This window comes from Bacillus paramobilis, from assembly GCF_038096195.1.
GTDB lineage: Bacteria > Bacillota > Bacilli > Bacillales > Bacillaceae_G > Bacillus_A > Bacillus_A mobilis.
Genome location: NZ_CP151108.1, coordinates 655,712 through 675,559, shown reverse-complemented (window position 1 = coordinate 675,559; position 19,848 = coordinate 655,712). Strand labels below are relative to the sequence as shown.

Annotated in this window: 24 protein-coding genes, 1 pseudogene and 1 riboswitch; of the genes and pseudogenes, 8 read left to right on the top strand and 17 right to left on the bottom strand. The window is 34.2% G+C overall.

Going from position 1 to position 19,848, the window contains the following annotated elements; genetic code table 11:
• Positions 1 to 26: 26 nt before the first annotated feature.
• From AABL52_RS03435 to AABL52_RS03425, 3 genes are read right to left on the bottom strand one after another with little or no spacing between them, the layout of a single operon-like run.
• On the bottom strand, positions 27 to 194 hold the full coding sequence (locus tag AABL52_RS03435) for a FeoB-associated Cys-rich membrane protein (protein WP_000989599.1): 168 nt from the start codon (positions 192 to 194) through the stop codon (positions 27 to 29).
• A gap of 16 nt (positions 195 to 210) precedes the next feature.
• Positions 211 to 2,199: a ferrous iron transport protein B gene (gene feoB, locus AABL52_RS03430; RefSeq protein ID WP_341518911.1), complete on the bottom strand. Its 1,989-nt coding sequence runs from the start codon at positions 2,197 to 2,199 to the stop codon at positions 211 to 213.
• On the bottom strand, positions 2,196 to 2,423 hold the full coding sequence (locus tag AABL52_RS03425; RefSeq protein ID WP_000060518.1) for a FeoA family protein: 228 nt from the start codon (positions 2,421 to 2,423) through the stop codon (positions 2,196 to 2,198). The genes feoB and AABL52_RS03425 overlap by 4 nt, the downstream gene beginning before the upstream one ends.
• Positions 2,424 to 2,617: 194 nt before the next feature.
• Positions 2,618 to 2,719: riboswitch (TPP riboswitch) on the top strand.
• Between the two features lie 88 nt (positions 2,720 to 2,807).
• Between AABL52_RS03425 and thiT the strand changes: the two genes are divergently transcribed.
• A complete protein-coding gene (gene thiT / locus AABL52_RS03420; protein ID WP_001246566.1) occupies positions 2,808 to 3,476 on the top strand; it encodes an energy-coupled thiamine transporter ThiT in 669 nt (222 codons plus the stop codon).
• Between the two features lie 208 nt (positions 3,477 to 3,684).
• Here the strand turns inward: thiT and AABL52_RS03415 are convergent, their stop codons facing one another.
• From AABL52_RS03415 to AABL52_RS03390, 6 genes are all read right to left on the bottom strand, one after another.
• Positions 3,685 to 5,559 (bottom strand): sensor histidine kinase, encoded by a 1,875-nt coding sequence (locus tag AABL52_RS03415; RefSeq protein WP_327971778.1) that lies wholly within the window; start codon positions 5,557 to 5,559, stop codon positions 3,685 to 3,687.
• A complete protein-coding gene (locus AABL52_RS03410) occupies positions 5,556 to 6,245 on the bottom strand; it encodes a response regulator transcription factor (protein WP_000041855.1) in 690 nt (229 codons plus the stop codon). The genes AABL52_RS03415 and AABL52_RS03410 overlap by 4 nt, the downstream gene beginning before the upstream one ends.
• A 39-nt stretch (positions 6,246 to 6,284) precedes the next feature.
• Complete coding sequence (locus AABL52_RS03405) at positions 6,285 to 6,905, bottom strand: class D sortase (RefSeq protein ID WP_341518910.1); 621 nt, start codon at positions 6,903 to 6,905, stop codon at positions 6,285 to 6,287.
• 89 nt (positions 6,906 to 6,994) lie between these two features.
• Positions 6,995 to 7,462 (bottom strand): LPXTG cell wall anchor domain-containing protein, encoded by a 468-nt coding sequence (locus AABL52_RS03400; RefSeq protein WP_341518909.1) that lies wholly within the window; start codon positions 7,460 to 7,462, stop codon positions 6,995 to 6,997.
• 177 nt (positions 7,463 to 7,639) lie between these two features.
• Positions 7,640 to 7,972, bottom strand: coding sequence for a hypothetical protein (locus AABL52_RS03395; protein WP_341518908.1), 333 nt, complete (start codon positions 7,970 to 7,972; stop codon positions 7,640 to 7,642).
• Between the two features lie 183 nt (positions 7,973 to 8,155).
• The gene (locus tag AABL52_RS03390; RefSeq protein ID WP_076541015.1) at positions 8,156 to 8,371 is read right to left on the bottom strand and encodes a hypothetical protein; all 216 of its coding nucleotides are present in this window, start codon (positions 8,369 to 8,371) and stop codon (positions 8,156 to 8,158) included.
• Positions 8,372 to 8,532: 161 nt separating this feature from the next.
• Between AABL52_RS03390 and hpt the strand changes: the two genes are divergently transcribed.
• Together hpt and AABL52_RS03380 are read left to right on the top strand one after the other, a co-directional pair.
• Positions 8,533 to 9,060 carry a hypoxanthine phosphoribosyltransferase gene (gene hpt / locus AABL52_RS03385; protein ID WP_001019292.1) on the top strand — a complete coding sequence of 176 codons (528 nt, stop codon included), beginning with the start codon at positions 8,533 to 8,535 and terminating at the stop codon, positions 9,058 to 9,060.
• Positions 9,061 to 9,143: 83 nt separating this feature from the next.
• Positions 9,144 to 10,046, top strand: a complete 903-nt coding sequence (locus tag AABL52_RS03380) for a diacylglycerol/lipid kinase family protein (protein WP_341518907.1) — start codon at positions 9,144 to 9,146, stop codon at positions 10,044 to 10,046.
• A gap of 76 nt (positions 10,047 to 10,122) precedes the next feature.
• Here the strand turns inward: AABL52_RS03380 and AABL52_RS27105 are convergent.
• Positions 10,123 to 10,248 (bottom strand): annotated as a pseudogene (locus AABL52_RS27105) (DUF7003 family protein); the annotation flags it as partial.
• Between the two features lie 141 nt (positions 10,249 to 10,389).
• Here AABL52_RS27105 and AABL52_RS03375 point away from each other — a divergent pair.
• Positions 10,390 to 11,325, top strand: a complete 936-nt coding sequence (locus AABL52_RS03375) for an Rpn family recombination-promoting nuclease/putative transposase (RefSeq protein ID WP_341518906.1) — start codon at positions 10,390 to 10,392, stop codon at positions 11,323 to 11,325.
• 39 nt (positions 11,326 to 11,364) lie between these two features.
• On the opposite strand, the gene AABL52_RS03370 is transcribed toward AABL52_RS03375, so the two are convergent.
• From AABL52_RS03370 to AABL52_RS03360, 3 genes are all read right to left on the bottom strand, one after another.
• Positions 11,365 to 11,583 (bottom strand): hypothetical protein, encoded by a 219-nt coding sequence (locus tag AABL52_RS03370; RefSeq protein ID WP_097845581.1) that lies wholly within the window; start codon positions 11,581 to 11,583, stop codon positions 11,365 to 11,367.
• A 43-nt stretch (positions 11,584 to 11,626) separates the two neighbouring features.
• Positions 11,627 to 11,806: a hypothetical protein gene (locus tag AABL52_RS03365; protein ID WP_097845568.1), complete on the bottom strand. Its 180-nt coding sequence runs from the start codon at positions 11,804 to 11,806 to the stop codon at positions 11,627 to 11,629.
• Between the two features lie 98 nt (positions 11,807 to 11,904).
• On the bottom strand, positions 11,905 to 12,228 hold the full coding sequence (locus tag AABL52_RS03360) for a YxeA family protein (RefSeq protein ID WP_341518905.1): 324 nt from the start codon (positions 12,226 to 12,228) through the stop codon (positions 11,905 to 11,907).
• Positions 12,229 to 12,432: 204 nt separating this feature from the next.
• Here AABL52_RS03360 and AABL52_RS03355 point away from each other — a divergent pair, with 204 nt between their 5' ends.
• Both AABL52_RS03355 and AABL52_RS03350 read left to right on the top strand, forming a co-directional pair.
• Positions 12,433 to 12,891, top strand: a complete 459-nt coding sequence (locus AABL52_RS03355) for a helix-turn-helix transcriptional regulator (RefSeq protein ID WP_001041142.1) — start codon at positions 12,433 to 12,435, stop codon at positions 12,889 to 12,891.
• 72 nt (positions 12,892 to 12,963) lie between these two features.
• Positions 12,964 to 13,347, top strand: a complete 384-nt coding sequence (locus AABL52_RS03350) for a hypothetical protein (RefSeq protein ID WP_000744762.1) — start codon at positions 12,964 to 12,966, stop codon at positions 13,345 to 13,347.
• Between the two features lie 70 nt (positions 13,348 to 13,417).
• On the opposite strand, the gene AABL52_RS03345 is transcribed toward AABL52_RS03350, so the two are convergent.
• Both AABL52_RS03345 and AABL52_RS03340 read right to left on the bottom strand, forming a co-directional pair.
• Positions 13,418 to 14,017, bottom strand: coding sequence for a DedA family protein (locus AABL52_RS03345; protein WP_097845566.1), 600 nt, complete (start codon positions 14,015 to 14,017; stop codon positions 13,418 to 13,420).
• Positions 14,017 to 14,595 (bottom strand): class I SAM-dependent methyltransferase, encoded by a 579-nt coding sequence (locus tag AABL52_RS03340; RefSeq protein ID WP_097845565.1) that lies wholly within the window; start codon positions 14,593 to 14,595, stop codon positions 14,017 to 14,019. Before AABL52_RS03340 ends, AABL52_RS03345 begins: the two co-directional genes overlap by 1 nt.
• 375 nt (positions 14,596 to 14,970) lie before the next feature.
• Between AABL52_RS03340 and AABL52_RS03335 the strand changes: the two genes are divergently transcribed.
• Positions 14,971 to 16,200, top strand: coding sequence for a helix-turn-helix domain-containing protein (locus AABL52_RS03335; RefSeq protein ID WP_097845564.1), 1,230 nt, complete (start codon positions 14,971 to 14,973; stop codon positions 16,198 to 16,200).
• 353 nt (positions 16,201 to 16,553) lie between these two features.
• Positions 16,554 to 16,823 carry a YolD-like family protein gene (locus AABL52_RS03330; protein ID WP_000099708.1) on the top strand — a complete coding sequence of 90 codons (270 nt, stop codon included), beginning with the start codon at positions 16,554 to 16,556 and terminating at the stop codon, positions 16,821 to 16,823.
• A 68-nt stretch (positions 16,824 to 16,891) separates the two neighbouring features.
• On the opposite strand, the gene AABL52_RS03325 is transcribed toward AABL52_RS03330, so the two are convergent.
• Positions 16,892 to 18,841, bottom strand: coding sequence for an ABC transporter permease (locus AABL52_RS03325; RefSeq protein ID WP_000176174.1), 1,950 nt, complete (start codon positions 18,839 to 18,841; stop codon positions 16,892 to 16,894).
• A complete protein-coding gene (locus tag AABL52_RS03320; protein WP_000859656.1) occupies positions 18,828 to 19,598 on the bottom strand; it encodes an ABC transporter ATP-binding protein in 771 nt (256 codons plus the stop codon). Before AABL52_RS03320 ends, AABL52_RS03325 begins: the two co-directional genes overlap by 14 nt.
• Positions 19,599 to 19,848: the final 250 nt, after the last annotated feature.

The window sequence follows — 19,848 nt, the reverse complement described above, 5'->3', positions numbered from 1 at the left end:
TTTGCGAAATTCGCAAAGCTTTTTTGCTATTTATGAGCAACTTGCTCCATATCCGGACTACAAGTTTGCGACTGACATGACTTATTTAAAGAACATGCTGCGCATTTTCCCTTTTTACTTCTCTTTACAAAATTAACTAACGTGTATGCTGCATAACCAAAAATGATAGCTCCAATTATAATATTGACCATCATCACAATACATCTCCTTCTAGAATCCGAGTAAGGATCCAACTTGGTATATAATGAGCGTTAATATATAAGCAACAACAAGTGGATACACGACAGAGAAAATCGTCCACTTCGCTGACCCTGTTTCACGTTTAATAACGGCTACTGTCGCTAAACACGGAACATATAATAAAACAAAGAACATAAATGCATATGCTGATAGCGCAGTATAGTGTGCTCCCATCACATTTCCTAGCACATCTTCTTTCACCGCATAAATAATTGCCATTGTAGAAACGACAACTTCTTTCGCTAAAAATCCTGTTAACAGGGATGCCCCAGCTTGCCACGTTCCAAAGCCGAGCGGTGCAAATAGTGGTGCGATAAACCCACCAATCATCGCTAAGTAACTGTCTCCCATATCAACACCAAATCCTGATGGACCTGCATAGTTTAATAACCAAATGACAACAGAGCCACCGAAGATAAATGTACCTGCTTTACGAACAAACCCTTTCCCTTTCTCCCACGTGCTTAGCCATAACGTTTTCACTTGTGGCACGCGGTAAGGAGGTAGTTCAATGACGAAAATAGACTTTTCCGCTTTTAAAATGGTAAGAGACATAATTTTTGTAACGAGTAATGCAAGAACAATACCTGCAACATATAAAGAAAATACAACAGTTGCCTGACTATTAGGGAAGAATACTCCCGCAAACAGTGCATATACAGGTAAACGTGCGGAACACGACATAAACGGTGTTACAAGAACTGTAAGTAAACGTTCTTTTTCTTGTTCAATCGTTCTCGCTGCCATAATACCTGGAACATTACACCCAAAACCAATAATCATCGGAATAAACGCTTTTCCGTTTAAACCGAAGAACTCCATAATTCTATCCATAACAACTGCAATTCGTGCCATATATCCTGAGTCTTCTAATAATGAAATGAAAAAGAAAAGTGCAAAGATTTGTGGAACGAATACTAATACCGCACCAACACCAGCAATAATACCTTCTGTAACGAGTGCTTGAATAAAATCAGAAGCTCCAACACTTGTGAGCCCAGCCGTCACCCAATCTGTAAGCTGTCCACCAAAAAAGCCATCTAACATATCCGATAAAGGTGTACCAATCCACGTAAACGTAACCTGAAAAATAAAAAACATAACTGCTAAAAAGATTGGAAGTCCTAAAATTTTATGTGTAATTAATCTATCAATTTTTTCTGAAAAAGGAATTTTTCCTTCTTTCTCATGCTGCATAACATTTGTTTTTAACTTTTCAATATACGCTTCACGAGTTTTGTAAATGTGCTCTTCCAACGTACAATCAAGTTTTCCTTCTAAGTGAGATCGAATGGCTACAAGTTCCTTATAAATTGGTAATGCTTTCATTTCTTTTTCTACTACTTCGTTATTACTTAAAAATTGAAGGGCTAACCATCTTGGATGCTTATAATTCGCTGTCTCTAAAAGAGCTACTACCTCTCCAATTCCTTCATCCATTGGTAAACCATATGAAATAATGAATGGCTTTTTCTCGTTTTTGTCATTTTCTTTAAGAGTAGCAAGTAGTTCTTCACAGCCTTTTCCGCTTCTTGCAACGACAGGAACGACTGTTACACCTAATCGTTCTGATAATCGTTTTACATCAATGACAATGCCTCGTTGCTTTGCCACATCGACCATATTTAACCCAATTGAAACTGGCTTTCCAAATTCAAGTAATTGCAACGTTAAATGCATATTTCTCTCGAATTGCGACGAATCCACTATATTCAGCATATGATGAAATTCGTCTGTTAGTAGAAAATTCGTAACGACACCTTCATCACGCGAAACTGGATTTAAATCATAAACACCTGGTAAATCAATTAATGTCCCTTGCTTATCTTTTAATTTACCAACCTTCTTTTCTACTGTTACACCGCTCCAGTTCCCTACATACTCATAAGAACCAGTAAGTGCATTAAATAATGATGTCTTCCCTGTATTTGGATTCCCTAGCAAAGCTACCTTATTCACGCTAATTCCACCTTTATCATTTTCGCGTCACAATGACGAATACTAATTAACTGTCCACGACACTCCAATGTACAAGGACCTTTGAACATCGCTTTTTGCTTCATGCGAAGTTCGCTTCCTTCAGAAAGACCGAAAGCAGCCAATCTTCTCTTTAGTAAATGATCTAAAGACTGAACACTTTTTACTAGCACTTTCTCACCAATTTTAATATCTACTAAGCTCATAACCTTCCCCCTCAGAAGAGAATGATAATTATTTTCAGAAAAATTATAGCACAATCTATTTCTCTTGTACTATACCCTTTTGCTTCATATTTATTAACATTTCGCTACAATTCTATTTCAATTATTGTCATACTGTATTCGTTTGCCATTCTCATCCATTTCGCTTACAATAAACAATAGCAAATAAAGAATCTCGTTATCACTGGGGGAGCCATGCCGCTGAGAGGGAACACTTCGTTCCGACCCTTCGAACCTGTTAGTTAATGCTAACGCAGGGATTGTGCAAACGTCCGAAATACACATACCTCTTTTTTATTTACGTATTTCGTATCCTCCTATGATACCTATTCTTTTTTGTACAACTTGGATTTAGGGGGAGACAACATGCGTAACACCAATTTACAAGCGATGATCGAATCTGCTATTCTTGCAGCCTTCGCCTTGGTCATCGACATTTTACCAATATCAATCAAACTTCCAACAGGCGGTTCCATTTCATTTGCTATGATTCCTATTTTTATTATCGCATACCGCTGGGGCTTCAAAATGGCTTTCTTAGGAGGCTTAATTTGGGGATTATTACAAATTGTCGTAGGCGATGCTATTATCGTCACACCAATTCAAGTACTAATTGAATACTTCGTTGCTTTTGCATTCATTGGATTTGCTGGTTTATTCTATCGTCCAATTCAAAAAGCCCTTTTAACATCCAATGAAAATAGCTTAGAACAATCCAGTTTAGGTAGCCGTAAAGACAAACCTTCACAAAAACAAAACGAAGGAAAGAAAGTTATTGGTTACATTATTGTTGCTACATTTGTTGGTAGCTTTGCTCGCTATTTCTGTCACTTTATCGCCGGTATTATTTTCTGGGGACAATATGCACCGAAAGGTCAATCAGCTGTCCTATATTCATTAATTGTAAACGGTAGTGTAATGATTGGTTCCTATATTCTATGTACCGTTTTACTTATCTTTTTATTTCTTACTTCACCACGTTTATTCAAAAGCATCAATGCTTATCAACTGAATTCGAAGAAAAAGAGCGCTTAATAAGCGCTCTTTTTTTCATATCGTAATATCAATTAAAAATACAATAAATGCACAAAAGAAAATAAATACCATTATACTTAGCCAATTGCTATGCACGGTTCATCGACTCCTTACATAACCTCATTTTCTATCCAAAGTATACTGTTTAAAAATAAAGATTAGGTAAAGATAATATGAAAAAAATTTAAAAAAGCGTAGATTAAATTGTCTACGCTTTTTTAGGTAAATAGAAGTAAAATAACACACCGTCTTCTGTATTTTCTACCCCATATTCAGCATCATGTAGCTCTAAAATGTTCTTTGAAATAGCTAGCCCAAGCCCCGTTCCACCTTGTGAACGCTGACGAGCTGCATCCACGCGATAAAAACGATCCCAAATTTTATCTAATTGCTCTTCTTCAATGTGAGTACCTTTATTTTCAATGCTCACTTTGATACGGTCCTTCTCATCTATTGTAGAAATCATAATATCTTCTTTATTTGGTGTATAACGTATAGCATTCGTAATGAAGTTCACGATAATTTGTTCAATCCGACTTTGATTTGCAACTACTTCAAATGAACATATATTTTTATGCACATGAAGTTCTTTTTTCTCTATTTCCACAGAAAGGTGTTCACATATATCTTCAATTACTGTATCAATATAAAATGCATCCTTTTTCATTTTATATGTACCTGACTCAAATTTAGCTAACTCCAGCATATCCAAAATTAAAGTATCCATTTTATCTACTTCTCGTTCCATCGCCTGAAAATAGTATTCTTTTTTATGCTCAGCTACTCCATCTTTTAAAATAGAAATACAGCTTTTCATAATACTCAGCGGTGTTTTTAATTCATGCGACACACCAGAAATGAATTCTTTCCGCGTATTTTCTAGCTTTCTTTCCTTTTCAATATCTTGTTCTAGCTGTCCAATATGCGAATGAAGCTTATTGGATAATACATTAATATTTTTCGATAAATCACCAATTTCATCTTTTGAAGTAATCGGTATTTGTTCTGTAAAATCTAAATGCGCTATTTTTTTCGTTGTATCATTTATTTTTAATAATGGCTTTGCAATTTGTTTAGAGTAGTAGAACGAAGCTAGAAAAATGAGAACGACTACAAATGCAATGATGTAAATGTAGTAATCTTGCACCATTTGTACAGCTTCATCTACAGGCTGTAAAGAAGCCATCGCATATATATATGTAACTGATCCGTCTCTTTCTGTTATTGGTTTCATTAATAATTTATATTTTATATCATTTTTTTCATAGTCCATTATTCTTGTTGCATCTTGTATTTGCTTGCCTTCTTTTAATAATAAATCAGCTTGAAATTCTTTTATATTATCCAAAAATAAATTATTTTTATAAATTGGATTTACAGGTCCCTTTACATCGGGGAATTGTACTTTCGTAATTTTCCCTGATAGATTGAAGTCCGAATTTTGAGCCGCCCTCTTCTGTTCCTCAGCACTCATAATTCCAGCAACCTTTTTTCCTTCCACAGCGCTAGATTCTTGAGCAACTTTTGGCTGCCCATCACGCATATGAAGTTCTTTTGCAGCTAGTTTTTTTCCTAACGGTTTATTCAGCCAACTCAAATTCATATCTTCTACACTGACATAACATGTGATGAAACTATCGTCGCTTTTTAGTCCATAAAAAAAGACTGACCGTCCTTCCAACTTAGGTAGTGTCCCACCTTCAATCTCATCTATACTCATGAGATAGTACAAAGGCATCTTGATTACCTTTTTTCCAAACTCCTTTTCCCCCCTACGATCTAAAGTAACCTCTACATAAAAATCATCCACATGTTTTAAATTCCCATTCTGATCCAATGTCGTAATCCACGTATTATTTTCTCTAAAAAAGTCTTGCTCCAGCTTCTGAATTCCTTCTGCACTTCCTGCATAGTTCAAATAATTCTTCTCAAAGGAATTTAAATTCACTTTAATATCTTCCACTTTTCGATTCGCATAATATTGTTTAAAAAATATTGTTTGTCCAATAAATATCGTCGCTAAAATTAACATGCACAATGCTGTTGTGAGGGTAAATAATTTTAGTACAATCCCTTTTCTCATACATTCCCCTCAAATTTATAACCTGTTCGTACTACAGTTGTAATGTACTTTGCTTTCTCTCCTAATTTATTTCTTAAATTACGAATATGGCTATTAACCGTTCGATCGTCACCAGCAAATTCATATCCCCAAATTCTTGAAATGAGTTGCTCTCGTGTTAAAACAATCCCTTGGTTTTTCATAAAATACGCTAATATTTCAAATTCTGTATGTGTTAAATTAATGTCTGTTCTATCTATCGTAACAGTACGCGACGGGAAATGGACGTGAATACCATGAATTGATAATGTATCATCTTCATTCTCTAAAAGTTGCTTTGTTACTTTTCTACTTTCTAACAACCTTTTCGCTCTTGCTAACAAAATTGGTGGGCTATACGGCTTCGTCACATAGTCATCTGCTCCAAGTTCAAATCCAAGTAACGTATCATCTTCATCAACACGTGCTGTCAGCATAATAATAGGAACCTCGGATGTTTTACGAATTCTTCGGCAAACAGACCACCCATCAAGTTCCGGCAACATAATATCTAAAATAACTAAATCAACCTCTTCTTCCTCAAATACAACTAAAGCTTCTTTCCCATCTCTTGCTTCAAACACTACATATTGCTCACTCAAAAAATAATCTTTTAATATTTCACGCAAAATATCTTCATCTTCCACAATTAAAATGTTTTTTGACATAACTTATGTATCCCCCTTCCACTTTCAGAAATTATAACTTCATTTTGAATAACTAGCCGTTAACTTCGCCTCGATAATATATCTGTCTGGTGCATCCCCTATATAATCAAATGGATAGCACGTCGTCAGTGTTAATATCGGTTCTTCTTTTTTTATAATAACAGTACGATCATCCGCATGGGTAATCCATATTTTTTGAATTTCGTATGTGTAAGTTTTATTATCATACTCTAAAACAAGAGTGTCTTTTTCTTTTAACTCTCCTAAATCAGTAAATACAGTATCCCGGTGCCCACTCAGTACAGTATGTCCCCCTCCAGATGGCGTTGTCGTTAAATCACTAACGAACATTCCAACTCCTTTTTTCAACGTTGCATCATCCGCTCCCCAATATATAGAAAACTTCTTCTTTATTTTCGGTATATGTAACATCGCTACCTTTTCTCCTTCTTTATGTTCTGTTTGAGAAGAAGGTACTTGGGAAGTTACATGTGTTTCATGAGAAGGTTTATTATCTTGTATATTGGTAAGGCCCTTTATTTCTTCTTTCGTCAATTGCTGAGCAGAGCTTTTTCCTTTATACCATTCCATAGCGTAATAAGATCCCATGAATAGTCCTATAGCCATCAATATGATACCGATATAATTGAGTAACTTCATGTTTCATCCCTCCATGCCAAAAATGGTAGGAATAACCTACCATTTTTAATATATGAAATTATGCCATTCTTTATAGGACAATATTTGATTTATGCCTTAACTTTATTACGGCGATTCAAACCAAATAGTGTACCTAGTGCTACAAGACATGCGCTTAGTCCCATCATTGCTACATTATTAGATGCTGTGTTTGGTAATTTCTCTCCAGCTTTTTTTGCAATAGCTTCCTTTTCTTTCACCTGTGGTGCTACTACTTCTTTAGCCATATTACTTTTTTCTTGTACTTGTGCCGCTTGCTTTTTCGCTATATCATTCTTTTCTTGGGCTTGCGCCGCTTGCTTTTTCGCTACTTCATTCTTCTCTTGGGCTTGTGCCGCTTGTTTTTTCTCTGTATCATTTTTTTGCTGCGCCTGAATCGCTGCTTCTTTTTTTGCTATATCTTGCTGTAATTGCGCTGCTTCTTCCTTTGTCAATGTTCCAGTTGAAGCACTTGCTACTGAAGAATATCCTACTGTTAAAAGTGCCATTGCACAGATTGGTAATAGTTTCTTTTTCATTTTATATCTCTCCTTTTATACGTTTTACATCACTTCGCATCGGATGTATCACTAGAATAAACAAGAGATATAAATATAAGATGCAGATGAAATATATTTCATTTAAAGATTTCATTGTAGAAAAATAAAAAAACATCGCAATATATACGATGTTTTTTCGGGTGTGTGTCTCAATATTTACATGTTACTTTCGCGTGATGTAGAAGTAGAATGGGCCGGAGCGATAACTAATTGTCTCGGCTCAGTTTTCTTTAAGTGATTTTTGACGTTACACTTACGACGTTGAACAACCCACGCTTTAATAGGGTTTGTCAAAATAATCTTTTGCTCTTCGTTAGGGGTCTCTTCTTTAAACCTACAACTTTCGCTCCATTTCTTCCATTTCATTGTAAATTTAGAAGAAGAATGATCGTCTTCTCGATCAAACAAGTGCAAAAAATCCATTTCGCCAGCTAGCATTACGGTGTTGCTAGTTGCTAAAAAAGAAAAGGTCGTCCAACGTTTCTCCATGCCCTCCTACTCCTTTTTCACATATAGAGTGCCTAAAACTTAATTTACCTAAAATATGCTTGCCTTTTACCTTACACCTATAGTTTATCCAAAACACTACTAGGCAACTATCGATTTGCCTTACAACTACCTTACATTTTTGTAAGAAACAAAAAACCTTCACTCTCTATACGTGAAGGTTTCTCATTTCTCATCTATATGATCTTTCATATGATCGACTCCAGCTTCTTGCAGCTGTGACATCATACCGTGGGAAATTGCGCCTAATACTAAAGTCATTCCAATTAGTGAAATCCGAATCGCTGGTACATCAATTAGGTAAGCCAAACTACCAAGAACAATTGTTAAAAGTAATGCTTTTATAAATGTTGCACTTGTATACTCTTTCTTTCTCATCATAATCACCCTTTATGGAAGCGTTTTCTTAATATAATCAGTATATCATATCATCTGACTATTTTGTGGGGATTTCTGTAAAAAACTTATATCTTCTTTGACTTTTCCCTTTCTTTCCTTTACAGTCGAAATGTTCACAAGTTTTACACTGTAGGAGGACTCCAATGAATATTGAAATAAAAGACACTTTAATTTCTGAAGAAAAATTACAAGAAAAAGTAAAAGAACTAGCACTTCAAATCGAACGTGACTTTGAAGGAGAAGAAATCGTAGTAATCGCCGTATTAAAAGGATCTTTCGTATTCGCTGCTGATTTAATTCGTCACATTAAAAACGATGTAACAATCGACTTTATTTCTGCATCTAGCTACGGAAATCAAACTGAAACAACTGGAAAAGTAAAACTATTAAAAGATATTGATGTAAACATTACTGGCAAAAACGTAATTGTCGTAGAAGATATTATCGATTCTGGTTTAACACTTCACTTCCTAAAAGATCACTTCTTTATGCATAAACCGAAAGCATTGAAATTCTGTACGTTACTTGATAAACCTGAGCGACGTAAAGTGGACTTAAAAGCTGAATATGTTGGCTTCCAAATTCCAGACGAATTTATCGTTGGCTACGGTATCGACTGCGCAGAAAAATATCGTAACTTACCATTTATCGCTTCAGTTGTAACGGAATAATATAATAGAATAAACTTCCATCAATTACTGGTGGAAGTTTATTTTCTATCACGATTCGTAAAAGACAAAGGGAGAGAATAAAAATGACAAAGACAAAATTTGAAAAAGTACTCCTCATCGTAAATCCAAAAGCAGGACAAGGTGATTTACATACGAACTTAACGAAAATCGTACCACCTCTTGCGGCAGCTTTTCCTGACTTACATATCCTTCATACGAAAAGGCAAGGTGATGCAACAAAATATTGCCAAGAGTTTGCTAGTAAAGTAGATTTAATTATCGTCTTTGGTGGTGACGGTACTGTATTTGAATGCACAAATGGCTTAGCACCTCTTGAAACTAGACCTACACTTGCAATCATTCCAGGCGGAACTTGCAACGACTTCTCTCGCACACTCGGCGTTCCGCAAAACATCGCAGAAGCAGCAAAACTCATTACAAAAGGACATGTAAAACCAGTTGACGTCGCAAAAGCAAATGACCTACACTTCTTAAACTTCTGGGGTATTGGACTTGTCTCTGAAGTATCAAACAATATCGATGCAGAAGAGAAAGCTAAGCTTGGTAAAATCGGTTACTACTTAAGCACCATTCGAACTGTCAAAAATGCTGAAACATTCCCCGTAAAAATTACGTACGATGGGCAAGTATATGAAGACGAAGCTGTCCTTGTTATGGTTGGAAACGGTGAATATCTTGGCGGGATCCCGTCCTTTATTCCGAACGTAAAGTGCGACGACGGAACACTTGATATTTTCGTTGTAAAATCAACAGGCATTCAAGCGTTTAAAGATTATATCGGAAAGAAACTATTTGAAGACTCAAATGAAAATGACATCTTCCACGTAAAAGCTAAATCCATTCATATTGAAACCGAAGAAGAAAAAGAAGTAGATACAGATGGAGAAAGCTCGCTTCATACACCTTGTCATATTGAACTATTACAAGGACACTTTACGATGATTTATAATCCTGCGGTTGTGTAATGCAAAAAGGCGAGCTAAAGTTTCAACACTTTGGCTCGTCTTTTTTTATAAAAAAAGCATTTTGATTTACTTATAATTACAGGTTTTCGTAATCAAACTCCACCCTATTTTTCCAGTGCGTATTAGAATCCTTATTCACAATAATACTTGGGTCTTTCTTCTCTATAGCAGCCGCTACTGATTGGAAGAATTCAATTTCACTAGAGTATAACATAGACAAAATTGCCTTTTACTTTCTAATAATACTTCTAATAAAATAGCAGAATGGTCTATTTGCATGCCCTATTTATTTTTAGGTACAATGAAGGAAAGAAGCACCTTAATATAAGGGAGAGAACAAACTTTGTTCAACCAACAGTTAGTTAATTTACGCATTGATTTTGCATTTAAACAATTGTTTGGTACGAATGGTAGTGAAGATATTCTAATTGCATTTTTAAACGCTACGTTACGAGAGTCTTTAGAATCACCCATCGCTTCTCTACAACTGGAAGATCCACATTTACACCGGGAATATGAAGAGGATAAGTTATCTATTTTAGATATTTCAGCGACATTAAACACAGGAACAAAAGTAAATGTAGAAATACAGCTCAATAATAATCACGATATGATGAAACGTAGTTTATATTATTGGGGAAAATTATACACATCTCAATTACAAAAAGGTATGCCTTACAGTTCGCTTCATAAAACCATCACCATTAATTTATTGAACTTTATAATGTTCTCAGACCACAAAGAATTTCATACAACGGGCACATTATGGAATTCACAGCAACAGAAACTCTTGAGTGATGACATAGAAATTCACATTGTAGAAATTCCAAAGTTAACAAAACAATGGCATGAAGAAAAAGTAAATCCGTGGAAAGATCCATTTGTTCGTTGGCTTTTATTGCTTTCAGCAAATGAGGATGAATACTTAACTAAAACATTGGAGGATATTGCTATGAACCAAGACCCTATTTTACAAAAAGCAATAAACAAGTGGGAACGTATGAGTCAAGATTCCTCTTTCCGACAAGCCTATGACGCAAGGGAGAAAGTTTTAATGGATGAAGCAGCAAAATTTGCCCATGCAGAGACAGAAGGTATGAAAAGAGGCATGGAAAAGGGCTTAGAAAAAGGCTTAGAAAAAGGGCGAAAAGAAGGGGTTCAACAAGGGAAAATTCAAATGATTAAAAGTATGCATAATCTTGGTATACCACTTGAAACAATTGCTAAGGCAAGTAAATTAAGTGTGCATGAGGTTGAGCATATTTTAGGACATAAATAGTAATAAAAAAGAGCTTGAATGGTTTCAAGCTCTTTTTTATCAACTTTCCTCAATATCATCTAATTGAGTCTTATAACATTCATCACACTCTAGCATAGTAGGAAGAATTCCTCTTCCATCATGTAATAAGACCCTCAAAACTTCTCGATCTATCTCTATGAAATATTTCATAATAATGGGATATCCTCCAATAATATTCGTATAATCAATTCCTTGTTCAAACTTTTTTCCGCTCTTTATTTCTTCTACTTTCAACATAAAAAATCCGAAACCATACAAAATGATTTCGGATTTCCTATAGTTAAAATATTAAATTACATTTCGAACAAAAAGGAGCAAAATTTCCTCTTCGGATTTTCGCATCACATTTTGGACAATACACATATCTCTCTTCTATCTTTTCTCGTTCTATCATATGTAAAGATACTATTCTCATACTACACATAATCCCGATTAATATAAGGCTAACGATGAGTAGCATAACTCTCACTCCCTCTTCTATATTTTACCATAAAATAATAAAACCGATCCCCACATTGAGAATCGGTTTTATACTTACAATCCTAACGTCATCTTTACTCAATCTGGAATTTTATCTATCGTTACTTTCACTTTATCATATAAGAACTTACCTCTCGTAAGCACATGCCGGTATGAACCTTTTGGTAATTCATCTACTCCGTCAATTGTAACTTCTTTTTCCTTGCCATCCTGATCGTAAGCTTTAACCGTATATTCACGGCCTCTATTTCCAACTAACTCTTTTCCATCCGTATCGATAATTGCATAATGATTCTCTATATCAAGAAATGGATTCATTTGATCTAATAACTTACTCCCATTTAATAAATATGCTGCTCCTGCCACAATAACAAGTAATGCTCCAAGTATAAATCTTTTCATCTATATTCCGCCTTTCATTATGTTTTCTTTAAGATGTTTCTCAGTATAGGGCGTATTTCTTAATAAAAACTCGTACTGTTTCTTAACATTTTCTTAAACTAAAAGTGAAATATTAATTAGTAAGCTCAAAAAACTCTTCACTCTTAAATTGACAAAACTACACTTTTAGTGTAATTTTACACTAAATAAAAAAGGAGATGCATAATGAATAAACAAGAATTTATTGAACTCGTTAATTCAAAATTAAAACTTATCCGTGTTGAAAATGATTTATCACAAGATAAAATGTCAGAAATTATTGGTTTATCAAAGAAAACATTAGTGGAAATTGAAAAAGGAAGACGCACGCTAACATGGTCAGGTGCAGTTTGTGTCGTAACACTCTTCGAACAGAGCAACACAGTCCAGATGACATTCGGGGATGATGTGAATGAAATTATAAAAACAATCGCTTTTACACATTACAATACGAATTTCCCGAAAACGTTAGGAGGAAAAATGTGGTGGCGACAAATAAAAGAATTAAACGGTTACCAAATACAACAAAATATTTTATCTCAACATTATCGAATTTTAGATAAAGAAGACCGTAGAATATGCCATTCATTCGAACTAGATGAAATTGAACAGCGATTTATGGAAATGGCAAAAACATCTCAATAAATTGCAATTTTAATCAGTATTTTTTGCTGACCATAAATAGCAGTATAAAATAAATTACGGAGTGTAATTCAAATGAAAAAACAGAGGAATATTACCATTTTAAACACGCTAATCATTAGCACGTTAGTATTCAATTTATTTATTTTCACATCAAGAATGAGCTTTTTACCTTGGTATATTGAAGATGGATGGGGCTATCTAGGATTATTATCTACATCCTTTATTTTCTTACTTTGCTTCTTTCAGTCTTCGAAGCTTCATAAAAATGGAAAGTTAACTACGCTACAAAAGTTTATTCCACTTGCTTCTGCTATACTTTCAATCTTCGTTCTTATCACTCCATCAAGTGATTTTATGACTGTATTAGCTAATCTAATCAACACAACCATATTAACAATTTATATAACTGTATTTCAGACAACACCTAATGTAAGTAATAAGGAACTATTACATTAAAAGGGAGAGTTATTTTACAAAATAACTCTCCCTTTTATATGCTCTCAATAAACATAAACCTACCTTCTATTTACTTACTCATCACCGTACTTCTTCTTTGCTTATACAAATAAGTACCACTCGCAACAACAAAAACAATTCCGCCAAAATACACGCCATACTCTATCGCAACTGCTACAATCCTTTCAATATGTTGTCCGAATAAAGAACCGAGCACAAAGTAAACGAGTGTCCAAACAAATCCTGTCGTATAAGAATACAGAGCATATGTCTTAAATGACATGTTATTCATTCCAACTAAATACGGTACGATATGTCTTACAACTGGTATGAAATAACTTGTGACTAACGCATAATGACCATACTTCTCTACCATTTGTTGAGATTTCAAAAGATATTTCGCTTTTTTCTTTTTCATTAGCTTATCCAGTACTTTCGTACCAAATATTTTCCCTAATATATAACCTAACGATAGCCCAGATACAACGCCGAAATAGGTTAATAAAAATGCTGGAATGACACTTAATATCCCTAGTGAAGAGACAAAACCACCGCTCATTACGATCATTTCGTCTGGAATTGGCATACCGATAATACCCAACCATAAACAGAAAAATAATGCCCAATAACCGTATTGTTCAATATAAGATAATAATTCATGTAATTCCATTATGCATATACTCTCCTTATCTCTTTTTTACAGCTAAAGACGTACGCTGGCGGGAAATTGAGCCACACTTTCTCTAGCGTAATTTCAGGAAAGAAATGCTGTATAAACCCTTTTTTCACAAGTGAATATTGAAATGTAATAAATTCACCGTTCTCATGTATCGCTTCCATTACATTATTTAAAATACGCTTTGAAACTTCTTCTGGTAAAGAAGCAAAAGGTAATCCCGATAAGACGTAATCAACGCGTTCTATATTGAATTCTTCCATATACTTCTTTATATTTTCAGCTGAACCGTGTACAACAATAACGTTCTGCTCATTTTTAAACTTTCTCTTTAATTCTTTGCAAAACACTTCATTAATTTCAATAAGAAGAAATATTGTTTCCGTCTTCTTTCTCTTCATAATTTCTTTCGTGAACACCCCTGTACCAGGCCCTAACTCTACGATGCACTTCGCTCTATTAAAATCAATTACATCTACCATTTTCTTTGCTAATATTTTTGAACTTGGCGCAATTGCACCAGTATGTTTCGGATGTTTTATAAATTCATGTAAGAATGTTATGAGCTGCATGTAAACCTCTCCCCATTCGTTCAATAGTTTTTAACTTGTTTCTAAGTATAACTATCGTTTCTTAACAAAAATTGAGGAGATTTCTTAAGATTTTATGAAGAATGAAACATTTCGCATTCCCTATATAAATACCTCTTTTATATTTATTAATTTGGTATAATAGATATAAAAAAGACTTTTATGGAAGGTGCCATCACTACGTCTATTTTCATACAACATCTGCGGAAATTAATCTGTAAATCACCTTTCATTCCTATCCAATATATGTAATTCTTTTCATGTGAGCAAAAAAATTCAAACAATAAGTATTTTATAGAAACAAATGTACATTTAATTCATATGTAGTATTTCAAAACTATTTAAAAGGAGAAGCTAATGAATAATTCCATCGACCTACAGCACTTATGTGATCTTGTACATAGAACGTTTCATGTTCCTGTTCAATTTCTATCTACTGATAAAAAAATTGTATATGAATCTACTTTTCATACGATTGGTAGTCCGTTTTATTCTTCTAAAGACGAACATCTTAATGAAATTTATCAAGAAAACGCTCCTTGTAATTTTCCAATTTTCAAAGGGAATAAGTATCTTGAGAATTTCATTAGCATCCATATAACAAATCATGAACAGATAAAAGGAACGATTATAATCGGCCCGACTACCTATCCAAAAGTGTCAGATGAAATGGCGATTAAGCTTATGAAATATTTCAACTGTAATCATACAATGCAACAAGGAATAGACTACTATCAATTCCTACCCGAGATTAAAAAAAGCACGCTAATTGATATAAGTATTTGGTTACATTACGTAATTTTCAATGAAAAATTAGATCGTGATATTGTTTGGAAAAAAAACAAATTACTCGAAGATGTTTCTTATAAAATCGTAAATCCTGATTTATATATTTCAAAACGTCGCCGCCATGATCCGCAAAATTATGACATATCATTGGAACGTAAATTTTTTTCAGCAATTAAAGAAGGTAATAAAGAAAAGGTCATACAATATGCGTATTCATATCCACAAGAAGATGCAGCAATTTCATCTAAAGGAGATCAACTGAGAAACCAAAAAAATAATGGCATTATCGCCATTACGCTAGCTATTCGATATGCGATAGACGGTAATCTTCCATCACATATTGCTTTTTCACTCGGTACTTTATATATACAAACGATTGAAAAATTAGATAACATGTATTCCGTAAATAGGTTAATTGAAGATGCATTATGTACTTTTGCAGAACGTGTGAAGGAATATAATAATCAATCATATTCTAATTCCATTACTACGTGCCTCAATTATATTCACAAACATATTTACGATGAAATATCTCTAAATGACCTTGCTAACCTTTTACATATTTCCCCTACTTATTTATCAAAACTGTTTAAAAAAGAAGTGGGTATTCCTTTAAATGAATACATCCAGAGAGAACGAGTAGAAGAAGCAAAAAAATTATTAACATTAACGACCTATCCATTATCAGATATTTGTGCCTGGCTTAATTTTAATGATCAAAGTTATTTCACACGAGTCTTCAAAAAAATTACGAGTATGACGCCTAGACAATATCGTGAAAATCATACCGTTATATAAGAACGCTTTTCTAACAGAAGGTGAGCTAGTTACCCTACTGGCTCACCTTCTTCAAATCCATTTATCCCGCTATTTGCCGGGCAGTAAGACCCCCACTGATTAAAGTTTCACTTTATTCTCCCTCATCCAAATTCACCTTAATAAAGTTTTAATCCCATTCAAAAAAGTACAAGAATGACAAATAATTACTATAAATAAGTGAATGAATTTGATAATTTTTTAGTACTAAGCAAATTCGGCTTCCAATCATCCATAATAAAACGAACATAAGGTACTTCTGAGTAATCAGTAGTAGACTTCCATAGTGATGAACCTTCCTATATAGAAAATATATTGTTAGGAGAATAGAAAGCATGAGTAGTACAACAATATCAAAATCGACTGACATAAAAGAATCGCGAAAAGTATCACCATATGATGATAGAGACAGAATTGAAGATACTTTATTACGCTCTTACATTTCAGAAAAAGAAATATTGATCACTTATTATAAAGATCATTATTTCCCTACAAGTTATATGACTGTAATTGAATTAAATCCTTTAAAGCGTTCTTTAGTATGCATAGATGCCTTTGACCGAAAACATACTTTTAGTTTCATCGACATAATCGATGCACGGTAGTATTTAGACCGAAAAAAAGCCATTCACCTCATAAAAAATTAGGTAAATGGCTTTCTTATTTTTACTTATTACTTCGCACTCACAATCTTATAATAAGAACGAACTGTTAGGAAGTAATATCCAATATAAATGACACCGTATACTCCAATACTAATTAGAAGCGGAATCATAATTTCAAATGGTAGTATGTTCCCTAAACCTTTTAATGCAAACAAGCTGTGCAGGATTCCGATTACTAACGGAATCGCAAAGATAAAGCTTACTTGTTTTGCGATAGCTTTTTTCATTTCTTGTTTTGTGACCCCTACTTTGTGAAGTACAATATAGCGCTCACGATCAGCATTTGCTTCTGTTAATTGCTTAAAGTAAATGATAGAACCCGTTGCTAGTAAGAATACAAGTCCTAAGAACATTCCGATAAACATCATTAGTCCTGTTCCTTCAAGCCCCATATGGAAACCAGTGTAGAAATCTCTAAATGGTGGTACCATTTCTGATTCACCAGCTGGCATCACTTTTGTTAATTTTTCTGTTAACACTTTACTATCTTTTTCATCTTTTACATCAATATTTTTTACAACGCGTGTTCCAAATGCTTGCTTCGCTTGCTCATACATTTCATCTGAAACGACAACAACTAATTCACCTAAATTTGTAATCGCAACGTCATTTGCACCTTGGATTTTTAATTGCTTCGTTTCATTTCCAATTTGGAATACTGCTTTGTTTCCTTTATATTGTGGACTAAACTCATGCCCTTCAATATATGAACTATCATATATAAATGCTTCACCAGCAGCTACATTCACTGTTTCTGCGTCGATTTTTTTAGCAAGTTTATTAAATTCAGACTGAGACATAAACTGATATTTCTCTGAAATCGTGTAATTCATATTAAGAATGAAATCAACTTTGTCTCCTTCAAACTTCCCTTTTACAGGAACTGTCTCAATTTCAAATTGATCTTTAACAGGGTGATTCTGCTTCTCTTCCGCAAGAATCGTATTTACTTTCTTATCTAGTTCTGCATCTTTTTTCTCATAAGAATAGCTGTATGGTGTAAATGCTTTTGATTGCGTAAATGTGTTGTAATACATCGTAACTGACGTACCAACCGCCGTTAATGTCACTGCACTTAAAATAGAAATTGTCGCAAGTGACTTTGCATTTCCTTTAATACGATATAGTAACTGTGACGTCGTTACCATATTCATACCGTTATAAAACGATGATTTATTATTTCTTGCACGTTTTAATACGAATACTGTAAAGAACATAAATAGTAAGTACGTACCTAATACTGTCGCAAGTAAAATATAAAGTGCAACTGCCATAAAGTCTGCATATTTAACTGCCTTCATAAACATTAACGCTAAGAAATAACCTGAACCGATTAAGAACACTGAAATTAATGCCATAATGACAGATCCTTTTGGCATTGCTTCTCCTTCACGTTCTGCGCGGAAAAGTTCAATTAACTTGAAGCGATAAATTAAACGATATCCTTGAAGTGATGTATACAATATAATCACAAAGAAAATAATTGCCGTATCAACAATTGCAGCCATCGGTACTTCAAAATGAACATTTAAGTTTAATCCCATCATACTTACTAGTAACTCAAGGAATAATTTTGAAAGGACACTACCAATCGCAATCCCGATTACTAATGACATTAATCCCATTAACATATTTTCATAAAACAGCATTTTACCAATCTGTCTTTTACGAATACCTAATAAGGAATATAATCCAACTTCTTTTTTACGTTTCCTTGTAAAGAAACCGTTTGAATATATAATGAACACTGCTACGAATATAATTAGCATGACACTGGAAACTTGGAACGCTCCACTAATTTTTTTAGAAGCTTCCGCTGCTTTTTCCATTTGTGAATTGTACTGCAACGCCTTAAATGTAAAATAAATGACGATACTAAAGATCATAGATGCAAAATATACAAAGTAGTCTTTAAAGTTCCGCTGTATGTTGCGGAGGGCAATGCTAGATAAGGTCATCAGCCATACCTCCGGAAATAGAAGACATTACGTCAACAACTTTTTGGAAGAACTGCTTACGCGTTGATTCACCGCGGTGTAATTCTTTATATAACTCACCATCTTTAATGAAAATAACTCGTTTACAATAACTTGCGGCAAACGCATCGTGCGTTACCATTAAAATTGTAGAGTTATCATATTCGTTTAACGACTTCATACTTTCAAGTAAATCTGTCGCTGATTTAGAATCAAGCGCTCCCGTCGGCTCATCCCCGAAAATCATACTTGGATTCGTAACGATTGCACGCGATGCTGCGCAGCGCTGCTTCTGTCCGCCCGATACTTGATATGGGAACTGGCTTAAAATATGATCAATACCGAATTTCTTTGAAATTTCAAGAACACGGCGGTCAATCTCGCTCGCTTTTACCTTTGATAACGCAAGAGGTAACGCAATATTTTCTTTCACCGTTAACGTATCTAATAGATTATAATCTTGGAAAATGAATCCTAAATGATCGCGGCGGAATAACGCTAACTTATCATCGTTCATCTTCACGATATCTTTTCCATCAATTAAGATTTCACCGTTCGTCGCATTATCAATTGTAGAAAGAACGTTTAGTAAAGTCGTCTTACCCGAACCAGAAGGTCCCATAATTCCAACGAACTCACCTTCTTTTACTTGTAAGTTAATACCTTTTAACGCTGCAAATTTATTACCACCCGTGTCATACACTTTTTCAATATTTTTTGCTTCTAACACTGTTTTCATCTCGACATCCCTCATTTCTTCTATTCTCTATTTTCAACTATATACACTCTCTACTCTTGCCACTATCGATGTTTCTTACACAAACATGACAGTTATGTAAGACGCATAAGTAAAGATATAAAAATTTAACCTACTGAACAAAAGTACTTTGTTACTATAGCATTGGGATATCATACCATCCATTCATTCTCCTTACAGGAACATTACAATTTTGTAAGGTTAAAAATGTATCCTACAAAGTTGTGCATGA